The organism is Undibacterium sp. Ji49W, assembly GCF_049340205.1.
Taxonomy (GTDB): Bacteria; Pseudomonadota; Gammaproteobacteria; order Burkholderiales; family Burkholderiaceae_D; genus Undibacterium.
In genome coordinates this window covers 77,947-99,795 of sequence record NZ_JBMPOW010000021.1, presented here as the reverse complement: position 1 = coordinate 99,795, position 21,849 = coordinate 77,947, and the positions used below count along the sequence as shown (strand labels likewise).

Genomic DNA, 21,849 nt, shown 5'->3' with positions numbered 1-21,849 from the left:
AGAAATGTCCCCTTTTTAGTCCTAACTTTAATCCACTAAAAATTTCTCCATCTGCGTGCTCAGCGTACTCATGGTGAGCTGAAAAGCCAGTTCAGACGAAACAGTATCCTCTGACGGTATTTCAAAGCTGTGATTGCCTGGCAAGACAATCACAGTAGCCGGCTTCGCAAATCTTGCGGCGTAACGGTGCAGCAGAGGTAACTCGCAATAAGGGTCTTGATCAGCAGCCATCATGGTGACTGGCCTGGACTCTTGCTCCACGTCGGGATAATTTTGCCTGACCGCATCCAGTTCTTCATTCTGATTTGCCGTACCAGCCTTGCATAAGGGTGTTATCAGGATACAACGCTGCAAGCTTTTATCAGCCTGAAACACCTGCCACGCAACAACGGAACCAAATGATTTACCAGCCACCGACAATTGATGCGAATTGACGCGGACATCGCTTCTGGCTGCGGCGACCACAGCCTGCATACTGGCAAATTCTGCCGACAGATCAGCAGAAGGATGGCCGCTCTCCGCATCCACGGCATAAAAAATCCAGTTGAAACGATATACGGCAATACCCCGCGTCACCAGGTGCACGGCAGTTTGTGAAATGGCGGGGCGATCCATGTCATAGCGCAAGCCCGGCGCCAGAATCAGGGCTGGGAACGGCCCTGCCCCATCAGGAAAATCGGCACGCAACTCCAGTACATGCCCATCATTTATTCGTAAATGTAATATCGAAGTTGATTTTGTTTCTAACGATAAATTCATGTCGGGTCAAACGCGGGTTATCAGGACTTATTAGGATTCATCATTGGCTGCAATCAATAAAGTGGAACGTAGCTTAACTGATTCAAATACGCAACAGTGGCAAAACTTCTTGATTGCAAAATCCATCGATTACTAACAACACTTGTTTGACTGTTTTATTTTCAAAATTTTCTTCAGCCATGTAACAAAGTAATACAAAACTTATCGAATTGCTGCACAATAGAAAAGTCTGCACAAGTCGTCGTGGCACAATCGACTTGTCATTTTTACTGGTACTTGTTCACTTTGGAGAGTCTGGATGAAAAAAGGTAAATGGTTGTTGAAGGCTGGCGCACTGGCGATTCTGGGTGCGTATGCAGGTGCTGCAATGGCAGCAAAAACACTGGTTTTTTGCTCTGAAGGAAGTCCGGAAGGCTTCAATCCACAGTTTTTCACCACAGGTACAACAGCAGACGCCGGTTCTGTACCCATGTATAACCGCCTCGTGGAGATGGAAACAGGCACCACCAATATCACCCCTGCCCTGGCCGAGTCATGGGAAATCTCTCCTGACGGCATGACCTATACCTTCAAGCTGCGCAAGGGTGTGAAGTTCCACAGCAATGCCAAGTTCAAGCCCAGCCGTACTCTGAACGCGGACGACATTTTGTTCAGCTTCTATCGCATGGCTGATGAAAACCATCCCTTCCATAAAAATACGCCAGGCCAGACCTATGCGTATTTTCAGGATCTGGGTATCAACAAAATCGTCGACAAACTGGAAAAAGTCGATGACATGACCGTGCGTTTCAAACTGAAACGTCAGGAAGCGCCTTTCCTGGCGACTCTGACCATGGATTTCATGTCCGTGCATTCGGCTGAATATGCAGAAAAAATGAAAGCCGCCGGTACACCGGAGCTGATCGACAAGGAAATTATCGGCACTGGTGCCTTCCAGTTTGTGTCTTACCAAAAAGACGCCATCATCCGCTACAAGGCACATGATGGTTACTGGGACGGCCGCCCGAAAATTGATAATCTGGTGTATGCCATTACGCCTGATGCGTCCGTGCGCTACGCCAAGCTGAAAGCCGGTGAATGCCATGTGATGGCGCTGCCGAAACCGGCCGACGTTGAACTCATGAAGAGTGACCCGAACATCAAGTTGTTGAGCCAGCAAGGCCTGAATATTGGCTATGTCGGCTTTAACGTAGAGAAAAAGCCTTTCGACAATAAACTGGTGCGTCAGGCTCTGAACCTGGCCGTCGACAAAGCATCTATCCTGAAGTCGGTCTATGCCGGTTCTGGCCAGCCAGCCAAGAACATTATCCCGCCTACCATGTGGTCCTACAATGACAAGGTCAAGGACTTCCCGTATGACCCGGCCAAAGCCAAGGAGCTGCTGGCCAAGGCAGGTTATCCCAATGGCGTGGAGATAGAACTCTGGTATCTGCCGGTGTCGCGTCCTTACAATCCGGATGGCAAGCGCATGGCTGAGCTGATACAGGCCGATTGGGCCAAGATCGGCGTCAAAACCAAGCTGACCACCTATGAATGGACAGAATACAAAAAACGCAGCAAAACCGGTGAACAGCATTCGATGATGTTCGGCTGGTCTGGCGACAATGGCGATCCGGACAATTTCTTTGAACCAATTCTGGGCTGTGAAGCAGTCAAGGGTGGCGGCAATATCCCACGTTGGTGCAACAAGGATTATGAAGACCTGATACAAAAGGCAAAACTGACACCAAAACAGAGTGAAAGAGCCAAACTGTATGAAAAAGCACAAGAAATTGTGCATGAAGAGGCCCCTTTGCTGCTATTGGCACATTCTTTGCGTTACACACCGGTGCGCAAGGACGTGATTGGCTTCAAAATGGATTCCACCGCCCATCATTACTTCAAAAAAGTAGACCTGGCAAAATAAGAAATACTCCGGCGTGGTGTCAGTTTGCGATGTGCATGCAGACTGGCACCACGATTTTTTATCGGACTTACGCAAAACTGCCCCAGCCTTACAGGGACAATTTTGCGCAAGTCTGGTTTATGTTTATGCTGAAAGCCGGTATCCATGCATGGTTTGATGTACCGAACTCACTGATCTGTTTTAAAAAGGTTTTTCGATGCTGGGTTTTATTTTGCGGCGCCTGGGTGTAGTCATACCCACCTTCATAGGCATCACGTTATTGGTTTTTTCACTGATACATCTGATACCCGGCAATGTGGTGGAAGCCATGACTGGCGAACGCGGCATGGATGCCGAACGCTATGCAAAACTGATGCACCTGTATGGCCTGGACCAACCTTTGTATCAGCAATATTTCTCTTATCTCGGCAAAGTCCTGCAAGGTGATCTGGGGCACTCCATCATCACCCAGGAACTGGTCAGCAAAGAATTTTTCACCCTGTTTCCGGCCACACTGGAATTGTCATTGTGCGCCATCATTTTTGCCATTGTGCTCGGTTTGCCGGCTGGCATACTGGCGGCGCTGAAGCGTAATACCTTTCTCGATTATTCTGTCATGGGCGCTTCGCTCACAGGCTATTCCATGCCTATCTTTTGGTGGGCACTGCTGCTGATTTTGCTGTTTTCCGTCACGCTGGGCTGGACGCCGGTGTCTGGGCGCATCGACATCCTGTTCGACCTGCCGCCAGTCACGGGACTGATGCTGGTTGACAGCCTGCTGTCAGGCGAAGAAGGCGCATTCAAATCTGCGGTCATGCATCTGATTTTACCTGCCATTGCCCTCGGCACCATCCCGCTGGCCGTCATTGCACGCATGACCCGTTCTGCCATGCTCGAAGTGTTGCGTGAAGACTATGTACGCACGGCCAGGGCAAAAGGCATGTCATGGATGCGCGTGGTCTGGGTGCATGCGCTGCGTAACGCCCTGATACCCGTAATTACCGTCATCGGCATGCAGGTCGGCACCCTGCTGGCTGGCGCAATACTGACGGAAACCATCTTTTCCTGGCCAGGCATAGGCAAATGGCTGATTGAAGCCATACAAAGACGGGATTACCCAACGGTACAAGGCGGCATTTTATTGGTGGCCACCATCGTCATTGCTGTCAACCTGATTGTCGATGTGCTGTATGGCGTCATCAATCCGCGCATACGTCATTGATGCATGATTTTTCATTCTGATTTACAGACTTGAGCACAGATTTATGAGCAATACTAGCTTACCCGGCAATACTGGCAATAGCAGCGTGGCCAATAGCATGGCAAATACTGTGCCCCTTGCACCACCGCACCCGCTGCTTGAATTCTGGCAGTATTTCAAGCAGAACCGTGGTGCGGTCATCGGCCTGGTGCTGGTTGGCGTGCTGACGCTATGCGCCCTGTTCGCCGAATGGATAGCCCCCCATTCACCGATTGAGCAATATCGTGATGCGACCTTGGCCCCTCCCGCCTGGACCGCCGCTGGCAGCAGCAAATTCTTGCTGGGTACCGACCCGGTCGGTCGCGATATTTTGTCGCGTCTGATACATGGTTCCCGGCTGTCGCTGATTATTGGTCTGGTATCGGTCACGTTATCCATGGGTGTTGGTGTGACCCTGGGTTTGATTGCCGGTTTTTCACGCAGCTGGACTGGCAGGTTTTCGCGCATGCTGGAAACCATTATCGTACGCCTCATGGATATCTTGCAGGCGCTGCCCAGCCTGTTGCTGGCGATTGCGGTGGTCGCCATACTTGGCCCTGGCCTGATGAATGCCATGTATGCGATTGCCATTGTCCTCATGCCGTCCTATGCCAGGCTGACCAGGGCAGCCGTCAGTGGCGAGCTGAACAAGGATTATGTGAATGCTTCGCGCATCGCCGGTGCTGGCAATTTACGACTGATGTTCAACTGCGTGCTGCCCAATTGCGCCGCACCCATCATCGTCCAGGCGACACTGGGATTTTCCACCGCCATCCTGGATGCTGCTGCGCTGGGTTTTCTTGGTCTGGGCGCACAGCCACCTACGCCGGAATGGGGCTCCATGCTGGCCAGTGCCATGGAATTTATCCAGAGTGCCTGGTGGGTTGTTACCTTTCCTGGCCTGGCTATCCTGATTTCCGTGCTGGCCTTTAACCTCATGGGTGATGGCTTGCGCGATGCGCTTGACCCCAAGTTAAAACGCTGAACAAAGATTCAACATGAAACCATTATTGGATATCAAAAATTTACGCATTGAATTTGGCTCGGAAAGCCAGCCATTCAAAGCCGTTGACGGTCTTGATCTGCGCATAGAACAAGGCGAAGTGGTCGGCATCGTTGGCGAATCGGGCTCAGGCAAAAGCGTGACCTCGCTGGCATTGATGGGCCTTATCGATTTCCCTGGTCGTGTGCGTGCTGAACAAATGGATTTTGATGGCCGCAATCTGCTCGCCATGAAAGACAAGGAAAGACGGCAATTGCTGGGTAAGGATATTGCCATGATCTTTCAGGACCCCATGACCAGCCTTAACCCCTGCTATACCGTGGCATTCCAGTTGATGGAAACCCTGCGCCTGCATCAGGGCGGCAAGGAAAAAGACTTGCGCGCCAAGGCACTGGCCTTGCTGAAACAAGTGGATATTCCTGACCCTGAACGTCGCATGCATGCTTATCCGCACCAGTTATCCGGTGGGATGAGCCAGCGCGTGATGGTCGCCATCGCCATCGCCTGCAACCCGCGTCTGCTGATTGCCGATGAACCAACGACAGCGCTGGATGTGACAGTACAGGCGCAAATGCTGGAGCTGTTACTGCAATTACAAAGTGAACGCGGCATGGCATTGATGCTGATCACCCACGATCTGGCCGTAGTGGCACAGACTGCAAAACGGGTGGTCGTCATGTATGCCGGCCAGGTACTGGAAACCGGCACGGTGCCAGACATTTTCGATACCCCCAAACATCCCTATACCCAGGCCTTGCTGGCCGCCCTGCCCGAACACAATCTGGGTAAAGCGCGTTTGCAGACCATACCCGGCGTTGTGCCTGGCCTGTATGACAGACCCAGCGGCTGCCTGCTGGCACCACGCTGCAGCTATGTCACGGAACTATGCCACAGCACCCGGCCACAACTGCAAGGCGAGGCAAATGCGCAGGTGCGCTGCCATTACCCGCTTGATGCACAAGGTATTCCGGGTAACGGCTGGCAAGCCATTCACATTCATCAGGCAGCATGATGCAAAACACGTCTACTCAGGCTCCGGTGTTACTGGAAGCAAAAAATCTGGCCAAACATTATCCTGTGTCACAGGGTTTTCTGCGTCCCAAGGCGCTGGCCAAGGCCCTTGATGGCGTCTCTTTTCAACTGACAGCGGGCAAAACCCTGGCGGTGGTGGGTGAATCCGGCTGTGGCAAATCCACCCTGGCACGCCAGATCACCATGATAGAAGCCCCATCTGGCGGGGAACTGTGGATGGCAGGGAAAAACATTGCCCATGCCGACAAGGCGACACTGAAGCAAGTCCGGCCACTAGTGCAAATGGTGTTTCAAAACCCGTATGCCAGCCTGAATCCACGTAAAAAAGTGGGGGCCATGCTGGAAGAGCCGCTGATCATCAACACCAGTTTATCGTCTGTTCAACGCGAAGAAAAAGCGCGGGCAATGATGACCCGTGTAGGCTTGCGGCCAGAACACTACAGCCGTTATCCGCATATGTTTTCGGGCGGACAAAGGCAGCGTATCGCGATTGCCCGTGCCCTCATGCTTGACCCGGAAGTCATCGTTGCCGATGAACCTGTCTCCGCGCTCGACGTATCGATACAGGCGCAGGTCCTGAATTTATTGATGGATTTGCAGCAGCAAAATGGCGTCGCCTACCTGTTCATTTCGCATAATCTGTCTGTCGTAGAACATATAGCCGATGACGTGCTGGTCATGTATCTGGGCAAGACGGTTGAACATGGCAACAAACAAAGTATTTTCAAGCAACCACTGCATCCCTACACCAGAGCATTGCTGGCTTCCACCCCGCGCATAGACCCGGCGCAGCGCCAGGCCAAGATGATGCTGCCTGGCGAACTGCCTTCACCGCTGGCGCCGCCGCCGGGTTGTGCCTTTAACAATCGCTGCCCACACGCAAATGAGCGCTGCCGGCAAGAGATTCCCCTGCTGCGCCCCTTTGCAGAAAGACTGTTGGCCTGTCATAGAGCAGAGGAAATTAACTAAATGATATTTTAGTTTTAAGCATTTCCAAAACTTTTACTAAATCTGTCGAACTTCGTTAAACTCACGCAGTCTTACGACGGCTATAGCAAGCTGTTGCGGGCAGTAATTACTTGAAACCAGCCGCAAAAAGTTTGTCGTATTTTTATAAAACACTTCACTCCCAGGAGACCCCCAAGTGAAAGCTCAAGTACTTAGCGCTATCGCGCTGATGATTGCCGGTACCGTCGGCAGCAATATCGCCTTTGCAGCAGAACCAGCCAAAGCAGCATCCGCATCAACCGTCCTGTTATCCGGCATAGAAGCTGGCCATAGTGACAGCTCCGTGCGTGCACAGGATGATTTTTTCCGTCACGTCAATGGTAGCTGGTTGAAAAAAACAGAAATCCCTGCTGACAAAGCCTCTGCCGGTGCATTTATCGATTTGCGCGAAGCAACTATTCCGCACCTGCATGCAATTATTGAAGGCCTTTCCAAGACAAAAAATAAAACCGGCACTGATGCGCAAAAAATCGCTGATCTGTACGCCAGCTTCATGGATACTGCGCACATCGATGCAATGGGCCTAAAACCACTGCAAGGCGAATTTGCCAAAGTGGATGGCATGACGGACAAAAAACAGATTTCAACGCTGATGGCCTGGTTGAACCGCACCAGCATTGGTGCGCCGTATGACTTCCAGATCCACCAGGACAACAAGGATTCAACCAAATACGTATTGGATGTAAGTCAGTCCGGCCTGGGCTTGCCTGACCGTGATTATTATCTCAAGGATGACGACGCCAAACTGAAGGATTTCCGCGCCAAATATGTCAAGCATATCGAAAAAATGCTGACTCTGGCCGGTGACAAGGAAGCCGCAAAACATGCAACCGACATCCTGGCACTGGAAACCGAACTGGCCAAAGTTCAATGGACCAAGGTTGAATTGCGTGACCCGGTCAAAGCCTACAATAAAGTTGAAATAAGCAAACTCGATACGCTGACACCCGGGTATGACTGGAACACTTACCTCAGCGAACTGGGCGTCAAAGGCAAGATCGATTACATCATCGTCAGCCAACCCAGCTATCTGACAGGCTTCAACAAAGTGTTGCAAGAAACATCGCTGGATAGCTGGAAAACCTATTTCAAATGGCACATCCTGCGCTCAGCTGCTGGCCAGTTGTCGAAAGACTTCGCTGATGAAAACTTTGCATTCAACGCTACAACACTGCGTGGCGTGCCAGAACAGGAAGCCCGCTGGAAACGCGGCGTTCGCCTGGCCGATTCCGGCATGGGTGAAAGCCTGGGCAAGATGTATGTTGCCAGACACTTCCCGGCTGCAAGTAAAGCCAAGATGGAAAAATTGGTCAGCAATTTGCTGGTCGCTTACAAGCAAAGCATAGATACCCTGGACTGGATGAGCCCTGCGACAAAAAAAGAAGCGCAGGCAAAGCTGGCGACTTTCATGCCGAAGATTGGCTATCCAAACAAATGGCGTGATTACTCTGGGTTGACCGTCACCAAGGGTGACGCAGTCGGCAATCTGCGTAACATCCGCAGCTTTGCCGCGCAATTTGAACTGAACAAACTGGGCAAACCGGTAGACCGTGACGAATGGGGCATGACGCCACAAACCGTGAACGCGTATTACAACCCGGAAATGAATGAAATCGTGTTCCCAGCAGCTATTTTGCAACCACCTTTCTTCAATGCCAAGGCAGATGACGCGGTCAACTATGGTGCCATTGGTGCTGTCATTGGTCATGAAATCAGCCATGGCTTTGATGATCAGGGTGCGCAATATGACGGACTGGGCAATCTGCGTGACTGGTGGACTAAGGAAGATCACGAAAAATTTGCGGCAAAAACTGCCATCCTGGTCAAACAGTACAGCGCTTTCAGCCCTATTCCCGGCTACAACGTCAATGGCGAGCTGACTCTGGGTGAAAACATTGCCGATAATTCCGGCCTGGCTATCGCTTACAAGGCGTACAAACTGTCACTCGGCGGCAAACCGGCACCAGTTATAGGTGGTCTGACTGGTGATCAACGTTTCTTTATGGGTTTTGCCCAGGTCTGGCGCACCAAAATGCGTGAAGCATCCATGATTGTGCAGTTGAAGACTGATCCACATTCCCCAGGAGAAATCCGTGCGAATGGCACATTGCGCAATATGCCTGGCTTCTATGATGCTTATAAACTCAAGGAAGGTGACAAGATGTTCCTGACACCGGCCGAGCGCGTCAGCATCTGGTAAGCAGATAGCATCACGATTTGCCATCAGAATCTGATGGCAATGAAAAAGGCAGCACTGGAAACGGTGCTGCCTTTTTACATATTGCGCCAGCTATCTGAAGCTATCTAAAACGAACTGAAGCTATCTAATTTAGGCCGGCGTCTTTATTTTCTGGAAAAATGCCAGTACATCCGATAACTCACGGGTACGTGCAAATGATGGCAAACTTTGCCAGACCCGCTTGCCATAGGGCTTGGAGATCAGTCGCGGATCACAGATCATCAGTACGCCTCTGTCGCCCTCGTCGCGGATCAGGCGACCGGCACCCTGTTTGAGGTTAATGATGGCTTCTGGTAACTGGTGATGTACGAAACCATTCAGGCCCTTTTTTTCCATCGCAGCAATGCGGGCAGACAGTACGGGGTCATCCGGCGGTGAAAACGGCAGCTTGTCGATGATCACCAGCGACAGTGCTTCACCACGGACATCCACGCCCTCCCAAAAACTCTGGCTACCGATCAGCACACCATTGCCGGCAGCGCGGAATCTGTCGAGTAATTCTGTCCTGCCTGCATCGCCATGCACAAACAGGGGAAAATCCAGGCCACGCTTCTGAAATTCTTCACGCAGGCGTTCCGCGCTGTGCTTTACTGCTTTCAAGGTCGTGCACAGCAGGAAGGTACGGCCACCGGCGGCTTCAATCACGGGCAATGCCGCATCAATCACCGCATCCATGTATTCAAAAGAATTCGGCTGAGGCATGCCGTTAGGGACGTACAGATAACCCTGTTCCTGATAATTGAATGGACTGGGCCAGGTACGTGCCGGCTCATCCCACAAGCCCATTTGCGATACATAGTGAGTGAAATCATTCTTCACTGCCATGGTGGCGGAAGTGAAAATCCAGGCACGCGGCACACCTTCGCGCTGTTTGTTGAAAATGGGGGCAATCGACAAGGGTGTACGGTGCAATTGCAGCGAAGTGGAAAAAGCCTCAACCCACAGGACATAATCACCGGATTTGCCATCGTCTGCGGCATTCCACTTTTCATATTGCTCTGCCAGCAAAATCGAACGGGCCCGGCATTGCTCCAGCGTCTCTGCCCTTTCTGCCTGTTTTTCCAAAACCACGATCATGTCCTGCATGCAGGTTTTCAGGGTCTCCAGGGCTTCAAAAAACGGGCTGGACGGGGCAATCTGGTCAATCGAGTACCTGACCACATCCTGCGGAAATGCCAGCCTTAAATCACGTGCTGCGCGCTCTACCGGCGCCACCAATTTCGCCCACTCGGCACCATCCCTGGCATGTGACAGACCCTCTGCCAGTACATCACGGCATAATTCCAGCACCTGTGAAGTAGACACTGTTTCACCAAAAAACAGAGTTGCTGTCTCTGGCAACTGATGGGCTTCATCAAATATGACGGTGTTGGCAGATGGCAATAATTCGGCAATGCCGGTATCTTTCAATGCCACGTCGGCAAAGAACAGATGATGATTGACCACCACCACGTCAGCCTGTTGCGCTTCCTTGCGGGCCTTCATGACAAAACAATCCTGGTAATACTGGCATTCAGACCCCATGCAAGTATCTTTGGTCGACGTAACCAGACTCCAGACCGATGCACTTTCCGGCACCCGGGCCAGTTCAGCCTTGTCACCCGTCATTGTGGTTTTTATGAAACGGCTAATATCACGCAGGTAGCCTACGTCCTCACGCGAGCTCAGGCGGCCATTCTGTATGGTTCTTTCCAGATGGTAGTGACAGAGGTAATTCGCCCTGCCCTTCAGCAAGGCCACGGACACTGGTGCCTTCAGCACTTTGCGTATGGTGGGAATATCGCGCAAATACAACTGATCCTGCAAGTTCTTGGTTCCCGTCGACACCACCACCTTGCCCCCCCATAGCAGAGCGGGAATCAGGTAGGCATAGGTTTTACCTGTGCCTGTACCAGCCTCGGCAATCAGGGTTTTTTGCCCGGCTATGGCATCAGCGATGGCTTTTGCCATCTCTGTCTGCGCCTGACGCGGGCGATAAGCGTTCACCGATGCGCTTAATGGGCCGGTCAAGCCAAAAATATGTTCTACTTCTGCATCGTGAATGCCGTTTGCATTCGGTGTGGCAAGTGATTCAGTCAAAATGAGGCAATCAGAAACTAACTATCAGGACAAGGAAAAGCGGATAATCATGCAGGGACATCTGGTGTCAGTTGCATCCTAAGCAGTGTAATATGGTCTTTCAATTGTAATTTGCGCTTTTTGAGGCGACGCAGTTGCAGTTCATCGTGACTCGGATCCTTGATCAGCGTCTCGATTACCACATCCAGGTCTCTATGTTCAACCTCCAGCTCGATAATGCGTTGTAGTGTTTGTTCCGGGTGGTTCATAGTCTTCTGGTTGCAGTAAAATAAAGTTTAATTAAGGAAAGACCATTTTCGGGTTTATCCCGTTAGTTTAATCTACCAAGACGTATGAGCCAATATAAGATCGAAGCTGGAACCGGACAACATATCGGTGACCGGCAGGAACAACAAGACCGCGCCGCACTTTTTGCGGCTCCGCATGCACCCGGCTATGTCATGGCCGTGGTAGCAGACGGTATGGGGGGGAAAAGCGGTGGAGCACTTGCCGCTGAGCAAGTAGTACGTACAGCAAAACAACTCTTTGATGAATTTTACCCGGGAAATGATGTACGCAGTCTGTTAGAAAACATAGTCAACGAAGCACACACTGTCATTAAATTGTCGGGCGTATCATCAGAAAAGGAACCACACAGCACTTTTGTTGCACTTGTAATAACACCAAAACAAGAGGCCATCTGGGCACATGTGGGTGATTCTCGTTTATATCGGTTTACCGGCCCCAATTTTACCGAGAGAACCAAAGACCATTCCTACGTTGAAAAACTGGTTGACGAGGGCAAAATTGCCGCCGATGAAGCCAAAAGTCACCGTTTATCAAATATTCTGATTAATGTACTGGGTTCCAGCACGACGGCTCCCTATGTCAGCTTTGGCGAATACAATGAGCTGAAGGCACATGACAGCTTCTTGCTGTGTTCTGACGGTCTTTGGCATTATTTCGATGATGCTGAGCTGTCCGCCGCCGTGGCAGCCAACAGCCCGCGTCAGGCTTCTGAGTTTTTGATCAGGAAAGCCAGGGACAGGGCCAACAGCAGGGGCGACAATTGTACGTTTGCGATTATCAAACTGGTTGAGCCGCCGACAGAAGTCAAATCGTACACCGTACAAAAAATGCGCCGGGCAATCTGATTCTGCCAGCAAGCTAAAGGCAAGCAAAAAATAAGAATGCCAGCAAGAATTTATCTCTTGCTGGCATTCTTGTCTTGTTTGCGCTATTTACACCGAATACGCCGGATTACTTGCCCTTGCTGGCCATCAACTCCTGATTCGCCTTGCGGTCTGCGTTTACTTTTTGCACATTTGGCCGTTCAGACATCATCTTGACGTAATCACGTGTTGGCAAATCCGCCAGAAAATCTCTGCCATAAATGATTTTGGTCGCCAGCGAGACCAGGGGGAAATGCACTACCGCAGCGCAATCCGCCATAGTGAATTCTTTGCCACCAACAAAAGGATCAAATTTAGCCAGACTGGCAAATGCCGGAATATTGCGCGTCAGTTGTTTTTCCACTTTGGCTTTGACTTCATCCGAGACTTTGCCGCCAAAAAAAGCTTCTGCATACAACTCACGTGCTGGCAGTTCCAGATGTAATTCAATGAAGGTGATCAACTCACGCAATTTAGCGGCGGCGAATGGATCAGCGGGTAAAAGCGGATGCTCGGGATACAGATTTTCTATGTAGTCAAGTATGACCTGGGATTCGCACAATGACCCCTCTGGTGTTTCAATATAGGGAATCTTGCAAAGCGGTGAATGCATCAAGAGTTCTGGTGAGCGCCCGGTCCACACCAGCTTTTCTTCAAAAGGTGCCGATTTTTCCAGTAGTGCCAGTTTGACCTTGTTGTAATAGTTGCTGAGGGCGAAGCCGCAAAGTGTAATCATATGTCTCCGTTTTATATGTGATGCCATCGCTGCCGCAGGTGTATTTGGCACTCCTGCCACCAGCTAAGGGCATATTATTGTGGACCAGCTGAAATGCGAGGTCACTATTATTTTCCCACAAAAACAGATCAGTTTTCTTTGTCTGTACGGAAATCAATCGTTTCAAAATTGATGATATTGGAGTCTGCCTCCGGTCCCTTGGCAGCACTGGCATCTGCTGACGGGCGCGCCCATACTTTCGGCTTGCCGCCGGCCGAGCCCATTCTTTCCAGTTCATTGGCAACGGAGATCAGCAGCAGGATATCTCTGTACACAGGCAATTCAAAGCCCATGCGTTTGCCATCCCTGTCGTCAACCAACAGGCTTTCAAGGAAAGGCAGAATGTCATTGCTGCTCCACAAACGGCAAATACGGTTCATCAGGTGTTCAAAATCTTCCAACTGTCGCGCTGGCAAAGCAGTAGGATCAATCTCGTATTCCGGAATATTGGCATTAAAGAACACCACAAAGCGGTCTCGCATGGCATCGTATTTGTCCTTGTTGCCGGTTACACGGTACAAGTCCAGCAAATACAACCAGGGCACGGGCGATTCCGGCAAATCAATTTCTGCCTGTGGCTCCAGTATTTCTATGGCGCGCTGCGGATCATTGACTGAAATCCAGAATTCAGCTTCCTGGGTCACATCCGAAATTTCTTCCACTTTCACAGACTGGCCGCGCGTAGAAAAGAAATTGAATGTACTGCTATTGCTGTCTTCCAGCGTAGGCACATATGCCTTGCTGAAGATTGATGGTGTTTCCAGTTCACCCAGACTGCTTTCAGGCGCATTTTTCTTGCCTGGCGCAGCAGTCACCGGACGGCTGGTATCCGTAGTTTTCTCATCATCAATCTGATACAGGGAACCCGTCGTGGTCGGCCCGTAGGAGGCCTGGATACTGTTCACGATTTCTTCTATATTTTTCTTTGGTTCCGGCTCATGCGCATGTTCTTTTTGCTGCCACCAGGTGGATGTAAACCGTTTATGCATGCGGCTGATATACAGCAGCAGGAAAGCAATAATACTCAAGCCTGCCAGCACGAAGACAGAAAGGGCAATGATCCAGTCTTTGGAAAAACTGCTTTCCCTGACCTCCTCCAGTGCCGCCTTATCTAGTTGGCTTTGACGTTTCAATTGCTGTGCTTCTTGCTGCAAGCTTAGAATTTTTTGCTGCTCGGATTTTAACTTGTCAGGTGCAACCTGGGCCGGCACTTCGTCCCGCAACATGGCAGCGAACTGGGCCTGCGCGGCACGCAATTCCTCTATATTTGTTTGTGGGTTATTGGTTGTCAGGTTATCGCTGATGCGCAAGCCAGGAGCGATAATGGCAACATCGTCAGACAGTTTCAGTTCATCCCTGGCCGAGCTGGTGTTTTGGGTCGGCTTGGGTGTTGAAGATTTTTTCGGGTTTTTTTTTGCAGTGACGACCTCAGTATCCGTCGGCATGACTTCAGATACTTCTGGTTGAGGTTTTTCTTTCCTGACTTTCGGCTTCACTGGTTTTGGTGCTGCTACTGCGCCGACAGGTGTATTGGTCGCGCCAGCTTGCGGCAGGATGATTGCAGCCGGTGCTTTTTGACCACTCACCGGTTGCAATGCAGCCAAAGGCGGGTCAAGCAAGATGGTGAATTCACGGTGCAACTGAATTTCACACCCCATGTCCACCATGATCTTGACAGCGGGCTCCATCAAATCTTTTTTTGTGACAAGCGTCAGGAAACGCGTATTGCCTTTGACCAACAGGGTAACGCCAGCCTGTGCCAGGAAAGTGCCATCAGTCGCTTCAACTTTGGCCTTGAAGCAAGACTGATCTATCTCTGGAGCATCCCTGCCGGTGACTTCAAGCTGCGCCCGTAACTGCTGCCCTAAACCAGACTGCACTGTCAGGTTGCTGAAGCCTAATGCATATGCGTTACCCGTTGCCCCGGCAGCAAATGCGCCCAGACATAAAAGGTTTAACGTGGATCGGCGGAATGGAACAGAAATAATAGAGACCTCAGAATTAGTTTATTCAGTAAATCAATTATCAATTGCCTTTTCTGAACGTATGTTATCTGCAATCTTACTGGCTTTATAAGCTTCCTTAAAGTCGTAACCAAATGAAAACATGGGTTTAAAGCCGAAATGTGTGTAGATTTCAACATATTTATCATTTCCAGCAACAAGCCTTAATATTTAACTCATAAAAAACAGATAGTTATCTCCATATTTTCCTGATCAAAATGAAGTGACGGCACAAAATTAACAAGTCAAAAAAATCATATTCAATGCCCGGCCATCGTCGTTAGAAATACAGAAAATGATATACATAATCAGTAAATTACTACACTTTCTTGCTTGTGTACTATTAAAATAATTTAATTTATAGCAACGTTCAAGTAAAAGTTTTAATTTTTCTTCACATCAAGAATTTTTCTTGCAATGCCACGCAAGATATTGACCTCCTCCGCTTCCAGTTCTGCACGTGCCAACATGCGCTTCAATCTGGGCATCAGTTTTTTGGGATTGTCCGGATCCAGAAATTGAATTGCGACCAAAGCCTGTTCCAGATGACGGTACATGCCGTCGATTTCTTCTGCCGATGCCATCTGTCCCTGAAAACCGATATTGCTGGCTACTGGCACATCCGTATCAAATGCCATTCGGCATTCATAGGCCAGCAGTTGTATTGCCTGGGCCAGGTTCAGGGATGAATACAGAGGATTAGCCGGAATATTGATCAGCACATGGCAATTCATCACGATTTCATTGGGCAGGCCATAGCGTTCATTGCCAAAAATTAAAGCTATCTGCGCTGGCTGGCGCTGCACCATATCTTCGGCGAAATGGCGTGGAGTAATGACTGGAGGAGAAAACTCGCGCAGCCTGGCGCTCACGGCTGCCACATATTCACATCCCTGCAAGGCTTCTTCTATCGTGCCTACAATACGCGCCTTGCCCAGGATGTCTTGCGCACCACTGGCAAGTGCCACTGCTTCGGGGTGTTGCAAGGCATCTTCAAAGCGAGGATTGACCAGCACCAGTTCAGAAAACCCCATGTTTTTAACTGCCCGTGCAGCCGCGCCTATATTGCCAGGATGACTGGTTTCAACCAGAATGAAGCGCAGGCGTTGAAAAAGAGATGTGTCAGTTTTGGGCAAGTTCATTTAAAATAGCGGTATCAAGCGTTAATTTTTCATCGGTTGTGCTGATCATTGCCTGACTGACGACAATTACGCACGCTCTTTATCATTTTTGTGTAGCTTTGCAATTACCTCACTTTTCGGGTGACAGTAATGCGCATGCTGTCATTTTATCGGAAACCTTATGCACCCAATGCTGAATACGGCTATTAAAGCCGCTCGTCGTGGCGCGACGATTATCAATCGCGCATCTTTTGACCTTGATCGTGTCACCGTCACAGAAAAACATTTCAATGATTTCGTGACTGAAGTCGACAAGGCTGCCGAAGCCGCCATCATTGAGGTGCTGACCACTGCCTACCCTGATCATGCCGTGCTGGCTGAGGAATCAGGCGCTTCCGCTAATCTGCACGACGAAAATGACAATGTCTGGATCATCGACCCACTCGATGGTACTACCAACTTCATCCACGGCTTCCCGCAATATTGCGTTTCCATCGCCCTGCAACAGCGCGGCGTGATCACGCAATCTGTCGTGTATGACCCAACCCGCAATGAAATGTTTACTGCCAGCAAAGGCGCTGGCGCTTTCCTGAACGACAAACGCATACGCGTTACACGCTGCGACAAACTGGCCGACGCATTGATCGGCACAGGTTTTCCTTCGCGTGATTTATCTGGCCTGGATGAATATCTGGCCATGTTCAAGGTCATGACCAGCAAATGCCAGGGTTTGAGAAGGCCCGGCTCTGCCGCGCTAGACCTGGCTTATGTTGCAACCGGCCGTCTGGATGGTTTTTTTGAAAAAGGCCTGGCACCCTGGGATATCGCAGCAGGTGCCCTACTGATCACTGAAGCTGGCGGTATCGTCGGTAATTTCACTGGTGATTCAGATTACCTGTACAAAGGTGATGTACTGGCCGGTACACCCAAAGTATTTGCGCAGATGGTCAATGCAATGCAACCGTTTTCAGCTATCAAGTAATTTCTCACGCTCCGAAAAATTGGAGCGCCCCACTGCCCCATATGCCGGACTGATGGCTATCAGTCCGGTCACTTAGAAACACAGTCAAACCACATGGCATCATTCAACGAACTCGGCTTATCCGAGAACATTGTTCGCGCAGTAAGCGAACAAGGCTACACATCGCCAACCCCGATTCAGCAACAAGCTATTCCTGCTGTCATCAAGGGCGGCGATCTGCTGGCCGGCGCGCAAACCGGCACCGGCAAAACGGCAGGTTTTACCCTGCCCATATTACAGCGCCTTTCCACTTCGGCTAACGCCCCCAAGGACAAGACCAGCAGACGCCCTATACGCGCACTGGTGCTGACACCGACACGTGAACTGGCTGCCCAGGTAGAAGAAAGCGTCAACACCTATGGCAAATATGTACCGCTGAATTCTGGCGTGATTTTTGGCGGCGTTGGCATCAACCCGCAAATCAAGCTGCTGAAACAGGGTGTCGATATTCTGGTGGCCACACCAGGCCGCCTGCTGGACCATCATCAGCAAGGCACGATAGACCTGCGCCATATTGAAATTCTGGTACTGGACGAAGCCGACCGCATGCTGGACATGGGCTTTATCCACGACATCAAAAAAGTGCTGGCGATCCTGCCTTCCAAACGCCAGAATCTGCTGTTCTCTGCCACGTTCTCGGACGAGATCAAGGCACTGGCCGACCGTTTGCTAGACAATCCGGCCATGATAGAAGTGGCACGCCGTAATTCCACGGTAGAAGTGATTGCCCAAAAAGTGCATCCGGTTGACCGCGACAAGAAACATCCTTTGCTGGCCCACCTGATCAAGACACATCAATGGTCACAAGTCCTGGTATTTACCCGTACCAAGCACGGTGCCAATAAACTGGTGGAACAATTGATTAAAGATGGCATCGCTGCCATGGCCATACACGGTAACAAAAGCCAGTCTGCACGTACCAAGGCTTTGGCTGAGTTCAAGGACGCCAGCCTGACCGTACTGGTAGCGACCGACATCGCTGCACGCGGCATCGACATTGACCAATTGCCACACGTAGTCAATTATGACCTGCCAAATGTACCCGAAGATTATGTTCACCGCATAGGCCGCACCGGTCGCGCCGGCGCTACCGGCGAAGCCGTATCCCTGGTGTGCGTGGATGAATTCAAATTGCTGGCGGACATAGAGAAACTCATCAAGCGTCAGATTCCGCAAGAAATCATTGATGGCTTCATCCCGGATCCACATGCCAAAGCCCAGCCCATACAGTTGCGCAGCCAGGACCACCGCGGCGGCGGCAGAGCACAACCATCAGGCCGTGGACAGCGCCCACAAGGCAATGGCGGCGCGCAAGCAGCACGTGCGCCAGGCAAACCCGCAACACCAGGCGCAGCACCATCAAAGCCACGCCCAGCCGGCCCTCGCCCGGTAGTCAAACAATCTGCACCACGCAGATCTGGCAGTCGCGGTAACGGTTAATGTAAGCCAATCCGCCTGCACAATAACAAAGCCAGCCTACTCGCGTAGCTGGCTTTGTTTTTTTAAGGACAGATGTCGCATCTGCTTACGACCACATTTACTGCAGAATTTCCTTTGGCAACAAGGCAAAAATGCTTTTCATTTTAACAATGCTCGTAGCAATTTCAACTTAGCAAAATGCTGATTACATTTATTTCTTCGGGACAGTAGCCAAGGCGATTCCATACGCGTGTTCTACTTATATGTGCAATCCCGCAGAGCAACCGTAGACCACGGCAATCGTCTATGATAAGGTGCGCACCAAAATTAATGACTGATCTGACAAAAAATACGAAAAAAAACAGGTCAGCGATTGATACGGCACAAGGCCTGGATCAGCCATCGCCACATCCACGGCAATAAAAAAATACACTAATAAATCAAGGCTTTATGAGCACAAAAGAAATTCAGCATACTCCTATGATGCAGCAATATCTGCGCATCAAGGCAGATCACCCGGACACGCTGGTGTTTTACCGCATGGGTGATTTTTACGAACTGTTTTTTGCTGATGCGGAAAAAGTGTCGCGTTTGCTGGGCATCACCCTGACCCAGCGTGGCAGTTCTGGCGGCGAACCGATCAAGATGGCGGGTGTGCCCTTTCACTCACTGGAACCCTATCTGGCCAAGCTGGTCAAGATTGGTGAATCTGCCGCTATTTGTGAGCAGATAGGCGACCCGGCCACCAGCAAGGGGCCGGTAGAACGCAAGGTGATGCGCGTCATTACCCCCGGCACACTGACTGATACCGATCTGCTGCCAGAAAAGTCTGACCGTCCTTTGCTGTCGCTGTGCATGCTGCAGCAAAGAAAAACCGTCAGCATAGGCCTGGCATGGCTGTCACTGGCGAGTGGCGCCTTGAAGCTGATGGAAGTATCCACCGACGAAAAATCGCTGCCACAACGCCTGCAACAGGAACTGGAGCGCATCAGCCCGGCTGAAGTCTTGCTGTCTGCCGGTACGCTTTTGCTGGACGAACACTATAGCCAGTTACCAGGCAAGTTCTCTGAACTGCCTGACTGGCATTTTGATGTCAAACAAGGGCAGAAGGCCCTGCAGGACCAGCTCGGCACGGCGTCGCTGACAGGCTTTGGGGTAGAGAACCTGAATGCAGCCCTGGGCGCTGCCGGTGCCCTGCTGCGTTATGCGGAAAGCACACAAGGGCGCGGTCTCAAGCATGTGAATAGCCTCAATGTCGAAACAGAACATGAATTCATTGGCCTGGATACCGCCACAAGACGCAATCTTGAATTGACTGAAACCTTGCGCGGACAAGAATCGCCAACGCTGTTTTCTCTGCTGGATCATTGCCGTACGGCGATGGGATCACGCCTGTTGCGTCACTGGCTGCATCATGCACGCCGAGACCAGTCAGTTGCGCGGGCCCGTCATGACGCCATCAAGGCGCTGATACTGGCCGATTCTACTGATGGCCTGGCAACGACCCTAAGATCGATTCCGGATATCGAGCGCATCACCACCCGCATCGCTTTGCAATCGGCCCGCCCTCGTGATTTGTCTGCCTTGCGTGACGGTATGCAGCATCTGCCAGGGCTGCGTAACTATGTCAGCCTGTGCATCGCTGATAACCAGACCAGCCTGCTGACCAAAGTATTGTCTGACCTGGACACACCAACAGAATGCCTGGATTTGCTGGAACGCGGCCTGATGCTGCAACCGGCCACCATGGTACGTGATGGCGGTGTCATTGCGACCGGCTTTGATGCCGAGCTGGATGAATTGCGGGCATTGTCCGAAAATGCCGGGCAATTTCTGATCGAACTCGAAGCCTCGGAACGTGAACGTACCGGCATTGCCAACCTGCGCGTCGAATACAATCGCGTCCATGGTTTTTACATTGAAGTGACGAATGGCCAGAGTGACAAAGTCCCTGACAATTACCGCCGTCGCCAGACCCTGAAAAATGCCGAGCGCTATATCACGCCGGAACTGAAAGCCTTTGAAGACAAGGCCCTGTCAGCCCAGGAACGGGCGCTGGTGCGCGAGAAAATGCTGTATGAGCGCCTGCTGCAAGACCTGTTGCCACAAGTTCCTGCTTTGCAAAAAATTGCGAATGCGATTGCCCAGCTGGATACCCTGGTCAGCCTGGCCGAACATGCGACCAAGAACAACTGGTGCGCGCCACAATTGCTCAGTGAACCTGTATTGCATATCGCCCAGGGCCGTCACCCTGTAGTGGAAAACCAGATCGAACGTTTTATCGCCAATGATTGCGATTTTTCTGCCGAGCGCAAATTATTACTGATCACCGGCCCCAACATGGGCGGTAAATCCACCTTCATGCGTCAGGTGGCCTTGATTACCCTGCTGGCCTATGTAGGTAGCTATGTACCTGCCACGGAAGCCAGCATAGGCCCAATAGATCGCATCTTTACCCGTATAGGTGCGGCGGATGACCTGGCCGGCGGACGTTCTACCTTCATGGTGGAAATGACGGAATCTGCGGCAATATTGAATGGTGCCAGCGAACACTCCCTGGTCTTGATGGATGAGGTAGGCCGTGGCACATCCACTTTTGATGGATTGGCGCTGGCTTGGGCGATTGCCAAACACCTTATCCAGGTATCCAAAAGCTATACCCTGTTTGCCACGCATTATTTTGAACTGACGCAATTGCCCGACGTGCACCCTTCCGCTGAAAACGTGCATCTGTCAGCGGTAGAGCACAAGGAAAATATCGTTTTCCTGCATGCGGTACAGGCTGGACCGGCTTCACAAAGCTATGGCTTGCAGGTAGCGCAACTAGCGGGCATACCGCAAGTTGTCATCAAATCTGCACGCAAACACCTGGCGGACCTGGAAGCGCAGTCACTGCAATCGACCTCGCAGTTTGATTTATTCTCTTCTGCCGTGGCCGCAGCAGAACCTGAGCCCGTGGAAGCGACACCCACCAATACCGAATTGCTGGAAACGCTGGATTCCATGGAGCCAGACAGCATGACACCGCGCGAAGCACTGGCAGCGCTGTATGAGCTGAAGGGGCTACTGGGTAAAACTGGGTAAAAACTGATACCCAGCCAGACGAAAGAAAAA

General features: G+C 51.0%; 16 protein-coding genes. 10 read left to right on the top strand and 6 right to left on the bottom strand.

What is annotated here, in order from left to right:
- Positions 1–27: 27 nt before the first annotated feature.
- On the bottom strand, positions 28–759 hold the full coding sequence (locus ACO0LK_RS22760; RefSeq protein WP_422979123.1) for an alpha/beta family hydrolase: 732 nt from the start codon (positions 757–759) through the stop codon (positions 28–30).
- A 298-nt stretch (positions 760–1,057) separates the two neighbouring features.
- Between ACO0LK_RS22760 and ACO0LK_RS22755 the strand changes: the two genes are divergently transcribed.
- The 6 genes from ACO0LK_RS22755 (at position 1,058) to ACO0LK_RS22730 (ending at position 9,127) form a co-directional block, all read left to right on the top strand.
- The gene (locus tag ACO0LK_RS22755) at positions 1,058–2,665 is read left to right on the top strand and encodes an ABC transporter substrate-binding protein (protein WP_186945190.1); all 1,608 of its coding nucleotides are present in this window, start codon (positions 1,058–1,060) and stop codon (positions 2,663–2,665) included.
- Between the two features lie 196 nt (positions 2,666–2,861).
- Entirely contained in the window at positions 2,862–3,866 is a 1,005-nt protein-coding gene (locus ACO0LK_RS22750; protein WP_422979121.1) for an ABC transporter permease subunit, read from the top strand.
- A 97-nt stretch (positions 3,867–3,963) separates the two neighbouring features.
- A complete protein-coding gene (locus tag ACO0LK_RS22745) occupies positions 3,964–4,869 on the top strand; it encodes an ABC transporter permease subunit (RefSeq protein WP_422979159.1) in 906 nt (301 codons plus the stop codon).
- A gap of 13 nt (positions 4,870–4,882) precedes the next feature.
- A complete protein-coding gene (locus ACO0LK_RS22740; RefSeq protein WP_422979119.1) occupies positions 4,883–5,899 on the top strand; it encodes an oligopeptide/dipeptide ABC transporter ATP-binding protein in 1,017 nt (338 codons plus the stop codon).
- Positions 5,899–6,888, top strand: coding sequence for a peptide ABC transporter ATP-binding protein (locus ACO0LK_RS22735; RefSeq protein WP_422979117.1), 990 nt, complete (start codon positions 5,899–5,901; stop codon positions 6,886–6,888). Before ACO0LK_RS22740 ends, ACO0LK_RS22735 begins: the two co-directional genes overlap by 1 nt.
- A gap of 208 nt (positions 6,889–7,096) precedes the next feature.
- The gene (locus ACO0LK_RS22730) at positions 7,097–9,127 is read left to right on the top strand and encodes a M13 family metallopeptidase (RefSeq protein ID WP_422979157.1); all 2,031 of its coding nucleotides are present in this window, start codon (positions 7,097–7,099) and stop codon (positions 9,125–9,127) included.
- A 129-nt stretch (positions 9,128–9,256) separates the two neighbouring features.
- On the opposite strand, the gene ACO0LK_RS22725 is transcribed toward ACO0LK_RS22730, so the two are convergent.
- Positions 9,257–11,116: an ATP-dependent DNA helicase gene (locus tag ACO0LK_RS22725; RefSeq protein ID WP_422979155.1), complete on the bottom strand. Its 1,860-nt coding sequence runs from the start codon at positions 11,114–11,116 to the stop codon at positions 9,257–9,259.
- Between the two features lie 176 nt (positions 11,117–11,292).
- On the bottom strand, positions 11,293–11,493 hold the full coding sequence (locus ACO0LK_RS22720; RefSeq protein WP_422979115.1) for a YdcH family protein: 201 nt from the start codon (positions 11,491–11,493) through the stop codon (positions 11,293–11,295).
- An 84-nt stretch (positions 11,494–11,577) separates the two neighbouring features.
- On the opposite strand from ACO0LK_RS22720, the gene ACO0LK_RS22715 reads away from it, so the two are divergent.
- Positions 11,578–12,378, top strand: coding sequence for a PP2C family protein-serine/threonine phosphatase (locus ACO0LK_RS22715; RefSeq protein ID WP_422979113.1), 801 nt, complete (start codon positions 11,578–11,580; stop codon positions 12,376–12,378).
- Between the two features lie 106 nt (positions 12,379–12,484).
- Here the strand turns inward: ACO0LK_RS22715 and ACO0LK_RS22710 are convergent, their stop codons facing one another.
- From ACO0LK_RS22710 to ACO0LK_RS22700, 3 genes are all read right to left on the bottom strand, one after another.
- A complete protein-coding gene (locus ACO0LK_RS22710; RefSeq protein WP_422979111.1) occupies positions 12,485–13,132 on the bottom strand; it encodes a glutathione S-transferase in 648 nt (215 codons plus the stop codon).
- 128 nt (positions 13,133–13,260) lie between these two features.
- The gene (locus ACO0LK_RS22705; RefSeq protein ID WP_422979109.1) at positions 13,261–15,051 is read right to left on the bottom strand and encodes a type IV pilus assembly protein FimV; all 1,791 of its coding nucleotides are present in this window, start codon (positions 15,049–15,051) and stop codon (positions 13,261–13,263) included.
- Positions 15,052–15,557: 506 nt separating this feature from the next.
- A complete protein-coding gene (locus tag ACO0LK_RS22700) occupies positions 15,558–16,316 on the bottom strand; it encodes an RNA methyltransferase (RefSeq protein ID WP_422979107.1) in 759 nt (252 codons plus the stop codon).
- Positions 16,317–16,485: 169 nt separating this feature from the next.
- On the opposite strand from ACO0LK_RS22700, the gene ACO0LK_RS22695 reads away from it, so the two are divergent.
- The 3 genes from ACO0LK_RS22695 (at position 16,486) to mutS (ending at position 21,819) form a co-directional block, all read left to right on the top strand.
- Entirely contained in the window at positions 16,486–17,277 is a 792-nt protein-coding gene (locus ACO0LK_RS22695) for an inositol monophosphatase family protein (RefSeq protein ID WP_422979153.1), read from the top strand.
- A 93-nt stretch (positions 17,278–17,370) separates the two neighbouring features.
- The gene (locus ACO0LK_RS22690) at positions 17,371–18,756 is read left to right on the top strand and encodes a DEAD/DEAH box helicase (protein ID WP_422979105.1); all 1,386 of its coding nucleotides are present in this window, start codon (positions 17,371–17,373) and stop codon (positions 18,754–18,756) included.
- A gap of 429 nt (positions 18,757–19,185) precedes the next feature.
- Entirely contained in the window at positions 19,186–21,819 is a 2,634-nt protein-coding gene (gene mutS, locus ACO0LK_RS22685) for a DNA mismatch repair protein MutS (protein ID WP_422979103.1), read from the top strand.
- Positions 21,820–21,849 lie beyond the last annotated feature (30 nt).

Coding starts and splice junctions, on each gene's coding strand:
- ACO0LK_RS22760 (WP_422979123.1), bottom strand. CDS start 759: ATGAATTTATCGTTAGAAACAAAATCAACTTCGATATTACATTTACGA.
- ACO0LK_RS22755 (WP_186945190.1), top strand. CDS start 1,058: ATGAAAAAAGGTAAATGGTTGTTGAAGGCTGGCGCACTGGCGATTCTG.
- ACO0LK_RS22750 (WP_422979121.1), top strand. CDS start 2,862: ATGCTGGGTTTTATTTTGCGGCGCCTGGGTGTAGTCATACCCACCTTC.
- ACO0LK_RS22745 (WP_422979159.1), top strand. CDS start 3,964: ATGGCAAATACTGTGCCCCTTGCACCACCGCACCCGCTGCTTGAATTC.
- ACO0LK_RS22740 (WP_422979119.1), top strand. CDS start 4,883: ATGAAACCATTATTGGATATCAAAAATTTACGCATTGAATTTGGCTCG.
- ACO0LK_RS22735 (WP_422979117.1), top strand. CDS start 5,899: ATGCAAAACACGTCTACTCAGGCTCCGGTGTTACTGGAAGCAAAAAAT.
- ACO0LK_RS22730 (WP_422979157.1), top strand. CDS start 7,097: ATGATTGCCGGTACCGTCGGCAGCAATATCGCCTTTGCAGCAGAACCA.
- ACO0LK_RS22725 (WP_422979155.1), bottom strand. CDS start 11,116: ATGGCAAAAGCCATCGCTGATGCCATAGCCGGGCAAAAAACCCTGATT.
- ACO0LK_RS22720 (WP_422979115.1), bottom strand. CDS start 11,493: ATGAACCACCCGGAACAAACACTACAACGCATTATCGAGCTGGAGGTT.
- ACO0LK_RS22715 (WP_422979113.1), top strand. CDS start 11,578: ATGAGCCAATATAAGATCGAAGCTGGAACCGGACAACATATCGGTGAC.
- ACO0LK_RS22710 (WP_422979111.1), bottom strand. CDS start 13,132: ATGATTACACTTTGCGGCTTCGCCCTCAGCAACTATTACAACAAGGTC.
- ACO0LK_RS22700 (WP_422979107.1), bottom strand. CDS start 16,316: ATGAACTTGCCCAAAACTGACACATCTCTTTTTCAACGCCTGCGCTTC.
- ACO0LK_RS22695 (WP_422979153.1), top strand. CDS start 16,486: ATGCTGAATACGGCTATTAAAGCCGCTCGTCGTGGCGCGACGATTATC.
- ACO0LK_RS22690 (WP_422979105.1), top strand. CDS start 17,371: ATGGCATCATTCAACGAACTCGGCTTATCCGAGAACATTGTTCGCGCA.
- mutS (WP_422979103.1), top strand. CDS start 19,186: ATGAGCACAAAAGAAATTCAGCATACTCCTATGATGCAGCAATATCTG.